Source organism: Flavobacterium tructae, from assembly GCF_001853485.1.
Taxonomy (GTDB): domain Bacteria; phylum Bacteroidota; class Bacteroidia; order Flavobacteriales; family Flavobacteriaceae; genus Flavobacterium; species Flavobacterium tructae.
In genome coordinates this window covers 1,058,408-1,073,607 of the sequence record NZ_MIKE01000011.1, presented here as the reverse complement: position 1 = coordinate 1,073,607, position 15,200 = coordinate 1,058,408, and the positions used below count along the sequence as shown (strand labels likewise).

Annotated in this window: 12 protein-coding genes; 6 read left to right on the top strand and 6 right to left on the bottom strand. The window is 36.0% G+C overall.

Translation table 11 applies throughout. The features are described 5' to 3' along the window. Positions 1-96: 96 nt before the first annotated feature. Both porZ and gdhA read right to left on the bottom strand, forming a co-directional pair. Entirely contained in the window at positions 97-2,379 is a 2,283-nt protein-coding gene (porZ, locus tag BHE19_RS06590) for a type IX secretion system anionic LPS delivery protein PorZ (RefSeq protein WP_070906417.1), read from the bottom strand. A gap of 134 nt (positions 2,380-2,513) precedes the next feature. Further along, entirely contained in the window at positions 2,514-3,857 is a 1,344-nt protein-coding gene (gene gdhA, locus BHE19_RS06585) for an NADP-specific glutamate dehydrogenase (RefSeq protein WP_070906416.1), read from the bottom strand. Positions 3,858-4,138: 281 nt separating this feature from the next. Between gdhA and BHE19_RS06580 the strand changes: the two genes are divergently transcribed. Further along, the gene (locus BHE19_RS06580) at positions 4,139-4,924 is read left to right on the top strand and encodes a THC0290_0291 family protein (RefSeq protein ID WP_017497672.1); all 786 of its coding nucleotides are present in this window, start codon (positions 4,139-4,141) and stop codon (positions 4,922-4,924) included. 80 nt (positions 4,925-5,004) lie between these two features. On the opposite strand, the gene BHE19_RS06575 is transcribed toward BHE19_RS06580, so the two are convergent. Then, positions 5,005-6,147, bottom strand: coding sequence for a cystathionine gamma-synthase (locus BHE19_RS06575; RefSeq protein ID WP_017497463.1), 1,143 nt, complete (start codon positions 6,145-6,147; stop codon positions 5,005-5,007). A gap of 105 nt (positions 6,148-6,252) precedes the next feature. On the opposite strand from BHE19_RS06575, the gene BHE19_RS06570 reads away from it, so the two are divergent. Further along, positions 6,253-6,996 carry a DUF3298 and DUF4163 domain-containing protein gene (locus BHE19_RS06570; protein ID WP_070906415.1) on the top strand — a complete coding sequence of 248 codons (744 nt, stop codon included), beginning with the start codon at positions 6,253-6,255 and terminating at the stop codon, positions 6,994-6,996. A 66-nt stretch (positions 6,997-7,062) separates the two neighbouring features. On the opposite strand, the gene BHE19_RS06565 is transcribed toward BHE19_RS06570, so the two are convergent. The 3 genes from BHE19_RS06565 to BHE19_RS06555 form a co-directional block, all read right to left on the bottom strand. Then, the gene (locus BHE19_RS06565) at positions 7,063-8,214 is read right to left on the bottom strand and encodes an ATP-binding protein (protein ID WP_017497461.1); all 1,152 of its coding nucleotides are present in this window, start codon (positions 8,212-8,214) and stop codon (positions 7,063-7,065) included. A 224-nt stretch (positions 8,215-8,438) separates the two neighbouring features. Next, positions 8,439-9,191, bottom strand: a complete 753-nt coding sequence (locus BHE19_RS06560; RefSeq protein ID WP_070906414.1) for an SDR family NAD(P)-dependent oxidoreductase — start codon at positions 9,189-9,191, stop codon at positions 8,439-8,441. Between the two features lie 137 nt (positions 9,192-9,328). Beyond that, the gene (locus BHE19_RS06555) at positions 9,329-10,201 is read right to left on the bottom strand and encodes an aldo/keto reductase (RefSeq protein WP_070906413.1); all 873 of its coding nucleotides are present in this window, start codon (positions 10,199-10,201) and stop codon (positions 9,329-9,331) included. A 212-nt stretch (positions 10,202-10,413) separates the two neighbouring features. Here BHE19_RS06555 and BHE19_RS06550 point away from each other — a divergent pair, with 212 nt between their 5' ends. The 4 genes from BHE19_RS06550 (at position 10,414) to BHE19_RS06535 (ending at position 15,129) form a co-directional block, all read left to right on the top strand. Continuing rightward, positions 10,414-11,418 (top strand): AAA family ATPase, encoded by a 1,005-nt coding sequence (locus BHE19_RS06550; RefSeq protein WP_070906412.1) that lies wholly within the window; start codon positions 10,414-10,416, stop codon positions 11,416-11,418. 80 nt (positions 11,419-11,498) lie between these two features. Further along, positions 11,499-12,362, top strand: a complete 864-nt coding sequence (locus tag BHE19_RS06545) for a DUF58 domain-containing protein (RefSeq protein ID WP_017497456.1) — start codon at positions 11,499-11,501, stop codon at positions 12,360-12,362. 131 nt (positions 12,363-12,493) lie between these two features. Next, a complete protein-coding gene (locus BHE19_RS06540; RefSeq protein ID WP_070906411.1) occupies positions 12,494-14,128 on the top strand; it encodes a hypothetical protein in 1,635 nt (544 codons plus the stop codon). Then, entirely contained in the window at positions 14,128-15,129 is a 1,002-nt protein-coding gene (locus tag BHE19_RS06535; protein ID WP_017497454.1) for a vWA domain-containing protein, read from the top strand. Before BHE19_RS06540 ends, BHE19_RS06535 begins: the two co-directional genes overlap by 1 nt. The last annotated feature ends 71 nt before the right edge of the window (positions 15,130-15,200 follow it).

The following is a 15,200-nucleotide window of genomic DNA, read 5'->3' as shown; positions in this document are numbered from 1 at the left end:
CTTAGATTATTGGATTTTTAGACTATTGGACTGCTTAGATGTTAATTCTTTCTAATGATCCAACAATCTAAAAATCCAATTATCTCAATTAGCAAATTACCTAATTATCATTACCTTTTTTACTTTAGTTTCACTTCCATCTTCGGCTGAAATAAAAACCATATAGACGCCGGAAGCAACTTTATACTTTCCGAAAGCAGTCGTGTCCCATTCGATTGTTCCACCTGATGAAGTAGTTTCGTAAACTAAATTACCTTCGATGTCTGTAATTTTTATATTGGCTTTATCAATAAGTCCGGCAACTTTTACGGTTCCGGCATAGTTAGGCCGCACGGGATTTGGATAAACGTAAACATTATTCAAATCTTCGTTTGCTCCTGTTGCAATTCCTTTAAACGAAATCATTCCTTTGTTGGTCGCAATAAAGACTTCGCCGGTAGCACTATTGATTTTAACATCGTTTATTACATTACTTGGCAAAGGCGAATTGTTTATTGTAAAATGATATTTTGTTTCCTGACCGTTTGGCGATACCATGAAAATCCCGGAATCAATTGTGCCAATCCATTTATTATTTGCTCCGTCTACTGCAATCGATGTGATAAACTGTTCATAAAGCAGCTCCTGAGCCAAATTGTCTTCCATAATTATAATTGGATTCGCTTTTAGCTGGCTTTCGGTCTGGAATCCTCCAACATTGGATAAAACTCTCAGTCCTTTTGTGGTACCAATCCAAAGTTGATTTTTCGTATCAAGCGCCACAGCTCTCACATCTTCGATTGGTAAATTCCCTAAATCAGCACCGGAAGTAATCTTTTTAAAAGTATTGTTACTTTCGTTAAAAGCAATTACCCCGTCATTACTCGTTGCGATCCATTTGGTATTGTTTCTATCGATCACTATCCCGGCATAATTGGTTGTTTCAGCATCTTTAAGAATTGTACTTGTCGCATAACTTTGCCATTTTCCATCGGTTTTCAAAACTTTTAATCCGTTCTTAATCCTACTGTTAGTGACCCACAAATTTCCCGTTTTATCAAAAACAGTTCCATTAATACGAACATCAATATAGTTGGGCCCTGCGAACGAAATCGACTCTAATCCGCTATTTTTTTCATTGTACAATAAGACCGGGATATCGTTTTCTATTTTCAACAATCCGGAGAAGAAGGAACTTACAAAAACCTGTTTTTCATTACTGGGGTTCGTAATTACCCTTGTCATTGACTTCGCTCCAAAAACCCCTGAGTAAGGAATGTTTAGCCAGCCCGAAGTACTATACTTACTCACTCCATAACTATCTAGCTCATACGGATTGTAAAAAGTATCATAATCCCCATACACTGCCCAAAGCGCATTAGGACTTGCATCTAAAGAAAAAATATTATTTCGAACCGGTCCTGATGGTGTATTATTCTGAAAAGCGGAAGTTCCTGAAAGTGTCGATGAAAACAATCCCTTTTCTTTTGTCCCTATATATATTTGATCTCCAACAACACTAGAACAGGTAAAATTCAGCGTATTATCCAAGACCTGTGTATTGGTAATCTGACGCATCAATACCATTTGATTGTTATACACATAAACAACATCCGGCGTCGTGATTATTAGATTATTATTTACAGTACGCATATCGACTGAAGGTTTTGGAAGCTGTAAAAACCCAACAAATGAATTGGAGTTGTATCGGTGTATGAATCCTGCCGAACTTATCGCAATCAGCTCTGAATCCAACGATTCAATACTGCTCCAGTCACCGCCGTTTACCAGACTCCATTGGTTAAAATCAATAAGATTAGCATTTGTACTGTTGGCTTTTTTAATTCCGTTTGAAGTCGCAGCATAAAAGAATCCATTAAAATAAGCCGTTTGTCTTACTCTAACTTCGACACCATTATCTCCAATAAAATAAGTATCTCCAAATTTCAGACTAGTTAAATTGAACTGTACAATTCCGAAATCGCACGAAACATAAACCACTCCCTTATATTCCATAAAATGGTTAATTCTTTTCAGGTTGGACGGTAATTGTTTATTTATAATATCAATAACCTTTAATATACTGCCATCGGTTTCATTTACCACAATCATTAGTCCGTTTTCGTATCCAATTATGGTTTTCTTAAATTCTTCACTATGGTATGAAGCAGAAATGGTCTGCCCGGAAAGTCCATCGACCGTTGTAGTTATTTTAACTGTGTTCAGAGCTATATTTTTAGAGAAAAGAGCATTCTCTGAAGCTACAAAAACAGTTGTTGAAGATTGCGAGATATCTTTTATTTCATTAAACGAAAAATACCCTTGCCAGGACAATTTATTCTGAGAGAAACAAAATTGTACTACCAACAAAAGTAAAACATACAAAAACTTTCTTTTCATTATTTGATAAATTCAGATAGACAAATATACTACAAACGAAAGTATTTGATTTTTGTTCTCCTGCAAATAAAAAATGCCTCCGATTTGTCTTTAAAAAAGACAAATGGAGGCACTAAAAAACTATAACTAAAAAATTATACTACACCCTGAGCAAGCATAGCATCGGCAACTTTAACAAATCCTGCAATGTTAGCTCCTTTTACGTAGTCAACATAACCTGATTTATCCGAACCGTATTTTACACATGAAGCATGAATTGCTAACATGATTCCTTTTAATCTTTCGTCAACTTCTTCAGAAGACCAGCTTAAACGCAATGAGTTTTGCGACATTTCAAGACCTGAAGTTGCAACACCACCAGCATTAGAAGCTTTTCCCGGAGCGAATAAAATTTTAGCATCAAGGAAAACAGTAACTGCCTCTGGTGTAGATGGCATATTTGCTCCTTCTGCAACAGCAATACAACCGTTAGCCACTAAAACCTTAGCTTCATCACCATTCAATTCGTTTTGAGTTGCACATGGTAATGCTACATCACATTTAACTTCCCATGGACGTTTTCCTTCTACATATTTTGCATTTGGATATTTCGCCACATACTCACTGATTCTTCCTCTAAGCTCATTTTTCAGCTCCATTACGAAAGCTAATTTTTCAGCATCGATTCCGTCTGCATCATAAATGTATCCTGCAGAATCTGACAATGTAACTACTTTTGCTCCTAATTGAGTTGCTTTTTCAGTTGCGTACTGTGCTACGTTTCCAGAACCTGAAACAGCAACAATTTTCCCTTCAAAGTCATCTCCTTTAGTTGCCAACATACTTTGAGCAAAATAAACTGCTCCGTAACCTGTAGCCTCAGGACGAATTAATGATCCTCCGAAAGAAATTCCTTTCCCAGTTAAAACTCCGGTGAATTCATTTCTTAATCTTTTGTATTGACCAAACATATATCCTACTTCTCTACCACCTACTCCGATATCTCCGGCAGGAACGTCAGTATCAGCTCCGATATGTTTTGAAAGTTCCGTCATAAAACTTTGACAGAATTTCATGATTTCATTATCTGATTTTCCTTTTGGATCAAAATCAGATCCTCCTTTACCACCACCCATTGGCAATGTTGTTAAACTATTTTTGAAAGTCTGCTCGAAAGCCAAAAACTTCAAAATACTTAAGTTAACAGAAGGATGAAAACGCAAACCACCTTTGTAAGGTCCGATTGCTGAGTTCATCTGGATACGATATCCTTTATTAACCTGGATTTCTCCTTTGTCATTTAACCAGTTCACTCTAAACAAGATAACACGTTCAGGCTCTACCATACGCTCTAAAAGCATTTTGTTCTGGTATTTTTTATTTTCTTCAATAAAAGGAATTACCGTTTCGGCAACTTCTAAAACTGCTTGTAAAAACTCTGATTCATTCGGGTTTTTTTGACTAACCGAATCCATAAAAGCGGTAATACTTTGTGACATGATTATTAGATTATTAACATTTAAGAAAACGTTTTCGTTATTTACGACAAAGGTAATCGAAAATGACATTTATTGAATATTTTTTTACGATTCTCTTAAACTTTTATTCATTATCCACTAAATCAAGAAAAAAGATATTTTAGGTTTTGCTTTTTAAAGTAAATTACTACCGATATATCTAATATTTTAATATTTTTAATAAATATTCATCAATACAGCTCTTTATACTTCTTAGTTCCTCCTCTTTTTATATATTTGCCGGGATTTGAAAGCCCAAACCTATGCTCAAACCTATAATACTCACGTTATTTGCCTTTCTGGGCATCTCAACAGTATCAACCGCACAATCAAGACTGGCTCACGAAGTTGGTTTAATATTCGGCCCTGTAACTTTTCAGTCTGATTTTGGAGAAAGAAACGACCTGGACACTAATCTTGGAAATACAGGATTTGGAGTTGGATTGGTTCACTTTATCAATTTTTCCACCAACAGTAACAGAGAACGATTCTTTTCGGAACATTTCAAAGTGAGAACAGAACTTTCATTCAATAGTACCAAACTGAATCATTTTGGAAAATGGATCGAGAAAAAACCTGAAACACTAGGTGTTAGACAACTCAAAGCCATGCAAGGAAAATCGACTGTAATAAGTCTTGGATCCCAACTGGAGTTTTCTCCCCTGAAAATACATTATTATGAAAATTCTGTAGGTGCTTTCAGTCCTTATGTCAGTTTAGGTTTCTTGGTAAGTTATTATACTACAGAAGTTAGTTCGAGTCTTGGCAAGTTGGGAAGTCCCGAAGCTACATTTCCTAAGTACCAGACTCCTTCAGATGGTCGACAATATGGCTTTTCGAGTGAAAATGGTATTGTTTTGTCGGGTACTGCCGGAATAGGTGTTCATTATAAATTAAATGAAATGAGCGATTTAATGCTTGAAGGTCGTTTTCAAGCTTTTAGCTCCGACTGGGTAGACGGTCTAAATCCGAATAAGAAAATTTACAAAGAAAATAAATCAAACGACGCTCAGATTTGGTTTAATATAGGATATATTCAATACTTATAATTTTATAGATCCCAAATAAAAAATCCCAAATTCCAAAATAATACAAATTGGAATTTGGGATTTTTTTTATACCTTTTTTTTTATGCTAAAGCCTGCTCTAAGTCGGCAATTAAGTCTTCGGCATCTTCAATACCAACGCTCAATCGAACTAAGTCATCGGTAATACCCACTTCGGCTCTTTTATCTGCCGGGATCGATGCGTGTGTCATCAAAGCCGGATGATTGGCCAAAGATTCCACTCCACCTAAAGACTCCGCCAAAGTAAAAACTTTCAGCTTCTCTAAAAAAGCAATTGAGTCTTCTTTTTTCCCTGATTTAAAAGTAAAAGATACCATTCCTCCAAAAGCTTTCATTTGCTTTTTGGCAATTTCATGAAAAGGATGGCTTTCTAAGCCCGGATAATAAACCGTATCGATCTTAGGGTGCTTACTTAAATATTGAACCACTTTTTCTCCGTTTTCACAATGTCTCTGTACTCTTAACGAAAGTGTTTTGATGCCTCTTAAAACCAGGAAGCTGTCCATTGGCCCTAATGTCGCTCCGGTCGCAAATTGCTGAAAATGCAGCTGATCTCCTAAAGCTTCATCTTTTACAATTAAAGCACCCGCAATTACATCTGAGTGTCCTCCTAAATATTTTGTTGCAGAGTGCATTACGATATCAGCACCCAAATCAAGAGGTTTTTGCAAGTAAGGAGTAGCAAATGTATTATCGACAGCAAATAAAATATTGTTGGCTTTCGTAATTTTGGCTACTTCCTGAATGTCTGCTAATTTCATTAACGGATTAGTTGGCGTCTCCACCCAGATCAGTTTCGTATTTTCATTGATTAATGATTTCAGTTTTTCGATATCTGTCATATCCACAAAGTGAAACTTAATTCCTGAATCTTTATATATTCTGGAGAACATTCTGTAAGTTCCTCCATACAAGTCATCCATTGCGATAATCTCATCACCGGCTTTAAACGATCTCAAAATACAATCTGTTGCTGCCAAGCCTGATGAAAAAGCCAATCCACGAGTACCATTTTCAATACTGGCCAAAGCATTTTCTAAAGCTGTACGCGTTGGATTTGAAGCACGACTATACTCATAATCCGCCAAAGGCTTACCCGGACTGGTTTGTATAAAAGTTGAAGTTTGATACACCGGAGGCATAACCGCTCCTGTAGCCGGATCATGATGCTGACCCCCATGTATTACTTTAGTATTGAATTTCATATGTTTATAAATTTTAAATCCTTAATTCTGCTACAAATTTACCGTTTAATTTATTTTAATCCTGACACAACTTCTTACCTTTGTATATAATTAACATTTTTTGACATGAAACATTATCCTTTTATACTCTTTTTGCTTTTAACGTTTGTAAGCTGCAGCAAAGAACTTTCATTTGAAAATGAGTCATTTGAAAAAGAATCTACAATCCCCTGCGAAAAGGACTGCCCGAAAATAACGATCGACGTTCCTGTTGCAAAAAATATTCCTGTTGTTGCCGACAGTATTAATAAAAAAGTTTTCTCTGTGATAAAAGAGATCGTCTATTTTGAAGAAGATCCCAAAAAAGCTAACGAATACAAATCTTTGGCAGCCTCTTTTATAGCTTCTTATGAAGAAATGCACAAAAAATTCCCAACAGAAACTTTCGGATGGGAAGCGACCGTAAAAGGGAATGTCGAATTTGAATCTGACGAGATTATCAATATCAAAATTGATCACTATACTTTTACCGGAGGTGCACACGGTTATCAGGGATATCGTTCCTTACTGTTTCATTCCAAAACCGGAAAAACAATTTTCATCGATCAGATCTTTAAAAACGAAAAAGAATTTATGGCTTATGCCGAAAAGGAATTCCGCAAAAAATATAAAATCCCTGAAAAATCAAATATCAATGCAACTGGTCTAATGTTTGAAAATGATAAATTCCACCTGCCACAGAATATTTTTTATACGAAAGAAGGATTACTCTTGTATTACAACTCCTACGAAGCCGCTTCTTATGCCGACGGGCCTAAAGAGCTATTATTTCCATACGATGAAGTCGGCAAGTATTTAAAGTACCAATAATTTCAAACAAAGTTACACGTTTCAAAAATAACCTTAGAATCTCAGAACCTTAGCAACTTAGAACCTCTATTTAGCCCCTTCCTGAACATCGTATTTCATCTTACGCAAAACTCGAAGCGCCTCTTTAAAGGACAGGTAAATATTCCCAAAAGGCTTTAAAAGCAGTTTGGCATCAATCAATTTTTGTTTGGCATCCTCAAAACCATTCAGATGACAGATCATAAAAGTAGAAGGCAGATTTTCCAGATCTTTTAATTCACGCTCTGACAAAGCGATCCCTTTCTGAAGTTTTTGGAGTAGCGCGATATTTGAATTGTAAATATGATACAACATTTTCCGATTGAATTCCGGGGGCTGAAAAAGCATTTCATTTTCAATTTTATAATAACCGTTGTCAAAAAAATGAATGGTTTGCTTCTCCAACGGATAATAACTGGTCTTGTCATTTAACCCCAACGGAACATATTCTGTTATGGTAAAACTATCTTCATCATAAACAATCGTAACCACATCCTGAGCAGAATAAAAAAGCTTAATCTGTTCGTTTATCAACTCAATATCAACGCGGGATAAGAATGTTTTATCTCTGGATTTTTTAGGAACTCCTGCCCAGCAGATCACAAATAATTCTTTAAAAACATGGTACTTAGGCGACATGTCTTTGTGTCTGAAATTCATAAAATCAATTACCCCGTCAAGTGTGTACTGAATACTGTTTCTTGAGCTGTTTTCGATCCCGATGACCGTTTCTGTATTTTGATAGTTCTTTTCGACCTCGCCTTCAACAGGAACAGAATTACTTCCCCGTCGCATAAAAACACTATTAGCAAGAATGGTATGAATTCCTTTTTTAAAATAAGAGATTTTACTTTTGGGTTTAATCGTCACCAATCCGATTACTTTATCTTTTGGAAGATTGGGAAACGGTACATTCTCGTATTGAATTTTAGGCGGATTTTCTAAAAAGGCATTCACGAGATTCTGAATTCGGCTATCATCAAAAAAATCATCCCCAACGATTTCGTTGTCGTGATCTTCCACCCCCACCACGATATAAGAATTATTGGTCGGGTTTGAATTGGATAAGGCACAGATATGTTTCAGGAATTTCCCTTTTCCTTCCCGCGAATGCAGATTCAGTTGCCTTTTCTTATCATAAAAACTACTCTCGTCGTTATGAGCGAGCAGGTTTTTTATCAAAAGGCGTTTGTTGATCATTTTTTTTAGATTATTAGACTGGCTTAAACTTCTTAGACTAGCTTAGATCTTTAGACATTCTAAGTATGTTAGATTATTGAGTTGGAAAAAAAACATCAAACTTCTCAGACACCTAAATTAATCTAAAAATTTAATAAGCATGTCAATCCAATTTTAAGATTACTGATTTAGAGTTTAAAAAATCTAAGAAAGTCTAAAGATCTAAGCTAGTCTAAGAAGTCTAATTAATCTCTCTTAACAATTGTCGACGAGGCTTGTGCCGTACTCATGACCACTAAATCAGCAATATTAACGTGATACGGTCTTGAAACTACAAAATGAATAATATCTGCAATATCTTCGGCTTGCAGCGGATCGAAACCTTTGTATACATTTGAAGCTCTCTCAGTATCTCCTTTAAAACGTACTTCACTAAATTCGGTTGCCACCATACCGGGATGAATTCCTCCAACTCTAATTCCGAAAGGATTTAAGTCGATTCGCATTCCGGCTGTAATCGCATCAACGGCATGTTTACTTCCGCAATACACATTTCCGTTCGGATATACTTCTTTTGCGGCTGTTGAACCAATGTTTATAATATGACCTGATTTTTTGGCTGTCATTTTCGGAATCACCGCTTTTGAAACATACAAAAGTCCTTTTACATTGATATCAATCATAGCATCCCAATCGTCTAAATCACCGGTCTGAATCGGGTCTAAACCATGAGCATTTCCGGCATTATTAATCAAAATATCAATATCTGAAAAGGATGCAGGAAGAGAAGCAATTTTTTCAAAAACATCTTTTTTGTCCCGAACATCAAATGCTAAAGAATGTACTGCTGTAAACTCAGAAAGTTCTTTTTCAAGTTCGTTTAAGCGATCCATACGTCTTCCGCAAAGGATCACTTTAAAATTATTTTTGGCCAGTATTTGTGCGGTTGCTTTTCCAATTCCGCTTGTGGCTCCAGTAATTAAAACTGTTTTTTTCATTGTATATTTTTATTTTTTTGCCACAGATTAAAAGATTTTCACAGATTAATCAATCATCTCTAATCTGTTAATCTGTGGCAAAATATTTTTAGCATTTTCGCTGAATACTCAAAACTGCGACTGAAAACTTAAAAAAATTAAGCAACATCGTCGCCCATACTTTCTGTCCAGATCGCGAACCAGTCTTCCTTATCCATTTCCAATTCTACTGCTTTCATCAACGACTGAATTCTGGCAATATTAACAGTTCCCGCAATCGGAATTACCTTAGCAGGATGTTTTAAAATCCAGGCCAGTAAAAGGGTATCCGAACCAAATCCGTATTTCTTCACTAAATCCGAAAACAGCTTTTTCAAACGACGTGTTTTTTTAGTGTCTTCTCTAAAAACCGTTCCAAGCGGATTCCATGACAAAGGACGAATCCCATGAGTTTGCATATAATCGAAACTTCCGTCAACCATCGGTTCGAAATTCGTTGCCGAAAATTGCACCTGATTATAACTCACTTCGGTTTTCTGACGAATCAATTCGGTTTGAGAACTTGTAAAATTCGAAAGTCCGAAATCAATAATTTTTCCTTCTGATTTTAACTTTTCAACGGCTTCCGCAATTTCATCGGCCTGCATCAACGGACTAGGTCTGTGCAGTAAAAAAACGTCCACATAATCTGTCTTTAGTTTCTTTAGTGATTCTTCAACAGACCACACAATATATTCTTTAGAGTAGTCGTAATGTTTAATTGTATTTTTGCGGCTTTCGGCAATCATCTGAATACCGCATTTGGTGATTAATTGTAATTTTTCACGTGAAATTTTACTGGCCTGAAATGCTTTTCCAAAATCAGCTTCCGTAGTATAAGCTCCATAAATATCTGCGTGATCAAAAGTAGTAATTTTGTTTTCGATACAGATCTGTATCATGTTTTCCATTTCTTTAAGCGTTAGGTTTTTATCCCATACACCCCAATTCATAGTGCCCGAAATAATAGGCGATAATGCTGTTTTACTCATGGTTTTATTGCGTTATTTTTGGTAATAAATATGCTTTTCTGAAGCATAATCACCAAAGTTCTTAAAAATATAAAAATAGATTCCCAATTCGTCCTTAAAATTAGGTCTTTGGTCGAAGTTTTAACCATTTTTTAACATCTTACTTCTCAAAAAATATTCAATTTGCACTCTCAAAAGTTAGGCATAAAAATCAAGGTTTTAAAAATATTTATATGGAAGAAAATACAACGACTTTAGACATTAGAGCGATAAATGACAAAATTGAAAGAGAAAGTGCTTTTATAGACCTTCTTACAATGGAAATGAACAAAGTTATTGTGGGCCAAAAACATATGGTCGAGCGTTTACTAATCGGACTTTTAGGACAAGGGCACATTTTACTTGAAGGTGTTCCGGGATTAGCCAAAACTTTAGCGATAAATACATTGTCGCAAGCGGTTCAGGGATCGTTCAGCCGTATTCAGTTTACTCCTGACTTATTGCCTGCCGATGTTATTGGAACAATGATTTACAACATCAAAGCCAACGAATTCTCCATTAAAAAAGGACCAATCTTCGCTAATTTCGTTCTTGCCGATGAGATTAACCGTGCTCCGGCAAAAGTACAATCGGCACTTTTAGAGGCGATGCAGGAAAAGCAGGTTACCATTGGCGATACCACTTTCAAATTAGATCGTCCGTTTTTAGTACTTGCTACCCAAAACCCGGTCGAGCAGGAAGGAACTTATCAGCTTCCTGAAGCGCAGGTCGATCGTTTTATGCTTAAAACTGTAATTGATTATCCAAAAATTGACGAAGAGCGTTTCGTAATTCGTCAAAACTTAAAAGGAAGTTACGAAAAAGTAAATCCTGTAGTTTCTGTTGAGCAAATCTTGCGTGCACAAGAAGCTGTTCGTGAAGTTTACATGGACGAAAAAATAGAAAAATACATCTTAGATATCATCTTTGCTACCCGTTATCCGGAAAAATACAAGCTTGCCGACTTAAAACCTCTTATCAGCTTTGGAGCATCACCACGTGGAAGTATCAATTTAGCTAACGCAGCAAAATGTTATGCTTTCATCAAACGTCGTGGTTATGTAATTCCTGAAGATGTTCGTGCAGTTGTACACGATGTTCTGCGTCACAGAGTTGGTATCACTTATGAGGCTGAAGCCGAAAACATTACTTCTGTAGACATTATCAACAAAATCGTAAACGAGATTGAGGTACCTTAAAAATTTGTTTCAAGTTTCAGGTTTCAGGTTGTTGCAAGACTAACTTGAAACTTTAAAACTTTAAACTTTAAACAAATAAAATGGATACAAAAGAGCTTTTAAAAAAAGTACGGAAAATAGAAATCAAAACCAAAAGACTGAGTAATCATATCTTTTCGGGAGAATACCACTCTTCCTTTAAAGGGCGAGGAATGACTTTTAGTGAAGTACGTCAATACCAATATGGCGATGATATTCGTAACATCGATTGGAATGTAACGGCGCGCTACAACGAAGCTCACGTAAAAGTTTTTGAAGAAGAGCGTGAGCTAACCATGGTTTTAATGGTAGACATCTCGGGCTCTGAAGGTTTTGGATCAAAAAGTCAGTTTAAAAAAGACATCGTCACCGAAATTGCGGCAACGATGGCTTTTTCGGCTACACAAAATAATGATAAAATTGGTTTAATATTATTCTCTGACAATGTAGAGTTGTATATTCCCCCAAAAAAAGGACGTTCTCATGTACTCCGAATCATTCGTGAGTTAATTGAATTTGAACCAAAGAGTCACAAAACCGATATTTCGCAAGCTTTGAAATTCCTGTCCGGAACACAAAAAAAGAAAGCGATCGTTTTTATGATTTCCGATTTCATGGCCGAAAATTATGAGCAGACTTTAAAAATTGCTTCTAAAAAACATGATATCACCGGGGTACGTGTGTACGATATCCGTGAGGAAAAAATTCCTAATTTAGGAATGGTAAGTATGCTGGATGCCGAAACAGGGAAAATTCAATTGGTAAATACCGGCTCAAAAACAGTACGACTGAATTACGAAAAACACTATCAGGACAGAGTGAATTATTTCAAGGATATTTTTAGTAAATCCGGAGCTGGTGTCGTAAATACAAGAGTCGACGAAAATTACGTGACCAAATTATTAGGTTATTTCAAATCAAGATAATTTAGATTGTCAGACTGTTTAGATTACACGAATTATAGAATCTTTAGATAAAAAAATCCGTTTAAATCTGTGTCATCCGTGTTCCATTTTTAAGCATTCATTTTAGACCAAAATCTGAAATCAAAAACCAAATGAAATTAAAATTTTACATATTTTTATTTTTACTTTCCTCAGCTGTTTTTGCGCAACAAAAACAAGTTGAGACAAGCATTGATACTACAAAAAATAAAATTGGTGCCGAATTTAAACTAACTCTTAAAACAGTTGTAAGTTCAAAATCTAAGGTTGTTTTTCCCAAACTAAAAAACATTGGTCCTTTAGAGGTTATTCAATCCTATCCTATCGACACTGTTAAGAAAAATGACACTTACGAACTGATTAAAAAATACGGATTAACCCAATTTGATTCCGGAAAATATACTATTCCGTCTATTAAAATTTTAATTGACAAGAAGCCATACGCAACAGATTCTATTCGCGTTGAAGTGGCCAATGTAAAAGTCGATACGTTACAGCAAAAAATGTACGACATCAAGGACATTACAGCTGCTGACAATTCGATTGGTGACTGGTGGATTTATGTTTTGATTCTGATTCTAATTCTTGCCATCGGAGCGTTTGTTTATTGGTATGTTAAGAAACATCAAAAGAAAAAGATAGAAGAGGAAGTTTACAAAACTCCTATCGAAAAAGCGACAAGTTTATTGAACAATCTGGAGCAGAAAGAACTGGTACAAAAAGGAGAAATTAAAGAATACTATAGTGAATTGACGGATATTGCCCGAAACTACATCGAGGAGGCAATTCATATTCCGGCAATGGAAAGCACCACTTCTGAATTGATTCAGGCCATCAGAACTGCTTCTACCAAAAAGAAGATGACTTTAACACCGGAAACCGTTGAAAACCTAGAACGTGTTTTACGTCAGGCAGATTTAGTGAAATTTGCAAAATCCAAACCCTTAGAGTTTGAAATCACAGAAGACCGAAATAAAATTCAGAAAGTAATCCTGACACTTGATAATGCTATTCCAACCGAAGTACCGGCAGAAGAAGAGGATCAATTATTGAACGAAGCACAAAAACAAAAACAGATAAAACTTCAGTTGTTAAAGAAACGCAACAAACGTATTGCGATCTCAGTAGGATCTGTTTTATTTTTACTGATTGCCACCACTGCCTTCTTTATCGTTACAAAAGGTTTTAATTATGTAAAAGATAATGTAATCGGACATCCTTCAAAAGAATTATTAGAAGGGGAATGGGTAAAAAGTGAGTACGGAAACCCAGGCATCCTGATTGAAACTCCTAAGGTTTTAAAACGTATGGATACTCAAAAAGTCCTTCCGAAAGAAACTATGGCCCTAATCAAAGAAATGCAGCTTTTCGCCTACGGAAGTATGGTTGGAAACTTCTACGTAACCGTTTCTACCAGCAAGTTTAAGAATCCTGTAGAGCTTGACTTAGCCAAAGCATTAGAAGGTTCTTTAAAAGTTATTGAAGCTCAGGGCGGACAAAATATTATTGTGAAACAAGAAGATTTCCAAACCAATGAAGGTGTTCAGGGACTAAAAGGATACGGAACCATGACCGTTTTCAATCCTATTGACAAAACAAGTACAAAAGCATATTATGAACTTTTACTTTTTAAACAAGATCAGGGATTACAACAGATCTTGATTTTACACGAAGAAGGAGACACCTATGCCAATGATATTACAACCAGAATATTAAATTCTGTAGAACTTAGAAAAGCGAGTAACTAATGGATAAGATAACTTTTTTAAATCCGGAATTTTTTTGGTTGTTTCTGTTAATCCCAATTGCGATCGCTTGGTTTTTCTGGAAACGCAACCAGCAATCGGCGACTTTAAAAATGAGTTCAACTCAGGGTTTCAAAAACAGCGAATCGCTATTGACCAAATTAAAACCTTGTTTATATGTTTTCAGGATTATCGCTTTAAGCTCTTTAATTATTGCCTTAGCGAGACCAAGAACAGTAGACATCAGCAATCAGACCAAGACCACGAAAGGGATTGATATCGTAATGGCAATTGACGTTTCGGGAAGTATGCTGGCCAAAGATTTAAAGCCAAACCGTATGGAAGCTTTAAAAAGAGTGGCGGCAGATTTTGTTGGAGAAAGGCCAAACGACAGAATCGGATTGGTTTTATATGCCTCAGAAGCTTATACCAAAACTCCTGTTACAAGCGATAAAGCTATTATCCTAGAAGCTATCAAAGGAATCAAATACGATACGGTGCTGCAAGACGGAACGGGAATTGGAATGGGATTGGCAACCGCTGTAAATCGTTTAAAAGACAGTAAAGCAAAAAGCCGTGTGATTATTTTGATGACTGATGGAGTAAACAATGCCGGTTTTATCGAGCCAGAAACTGCTTCTGACATTGCGAAACAATACGGAATAAAGGTGTACACGATCGGAATTGGTACGAACGGAATGGCTCCGTCGCCATACGCATACGCACCAAACGGAGGTTTCCTGTTTAAAATGCAAAAAGTAGAAATCGACGAGCAATTGATGAAAAGTATTGCCCGTAAAACAGACGGAACTTACTTCAGAGCTACCAGCAACGATCGATTAGCCGAAATATACAGTGCCATCAATAAACTCGAAACTACCGAAATACAGGAACTAAAATTCTACGATTACGACGAAAAGTACCGAGTATTTGTTTTACTTGCCGCCTTTTTGTTAGTATTGGAAGTAGGATTAAGAAATACAGTTTACAGAAGCTTCATTTAATTTTGAAAAAATTATAAAATTCCAATAATAAAATTCCAAATAACAAATTGGAATTTAGGAATTTTTAAAAT

Coding starts and splice junctions, on each gene's coding strand:
- porZ (WP_070906417.1), bottom strand. CDS start 2,379: ATGAAAAGAAAGTTTTTGTATGTTTTACTTTTGTTGGTAGTACAATTT.
- gdhA (WP_070906416.1), bottom strand. CDS start 3,857: ATGTCACAAAGTATTACCGCTTTTATGGATTCGGTTAGTCAAAAAAAC.
- BHE19_RS06580 (WP_017497672.1), top strand. CDS start 4,139: ATGCTCAAACCTATAATACTCACGTTATTTGCCTTTCTGGGCATCTCA.
- BHE19_RS06575 (WP_017497463.1), bottom strand. CDS start 6,147: ATGAAATTCAATACTAAAGTAATACATGGGGGTCAGCATCATGATCCG.
- BHE19_RS06570 (WP_070906415.1), top strand. CDS start 6,253: ATGAAACATTATCCTTTTATACTCTTTTTGCTTTTAACGTTTGTAAGC.
- BHE19_RS06565 (WP_017497461.1), bottom strand. CDS start 8,214: ATGATCAACAAACGCCTTTTGATAAAAAACCTGCTCGCTCATAACGAC.
- BHE19_RS06560 (WP_070906414.1), bottom strand. CDS start 9,191: ATGAAAAAAACAGTTTTAATTACTGGAGCCACAAGCGGAATTGGAAAA.
- BHE19_RS06555 (WP_070906413.1), bottom strand. CDS start 10,201: ATGAGTAAAACAGCATTATCGCCTATTATTTCGGGCACTATGAATTGG.
- BHE19_RS06550 (WP_070906412.1), top strand. CDS start 10,414: ATGGAAGAAAATACAACGACTTTAGACATTAGAGCGATAAATGACAAA.
- BHE19_RS06545 (WP_017497456.1), top strand. CDS start 11,499: ATGGATACAAAAGAGCTTTTAAAAAAAGTACGGAAAATAGAAATCAAA.
- BHE19_RS06540 (WP_070906411.1), top strand. CDS start 12,494: ATGAAATTAAAATTTTACATATTTTTATTTTTACTTTCCTCAGCTGTT.
- BHE19_RS06535 (WP_017497454.1), top strand. CDS start 14,128: ATGGATAAGATAACTTTTTTAAATCCGGAATTTTTTTGGTTGTTTCTG.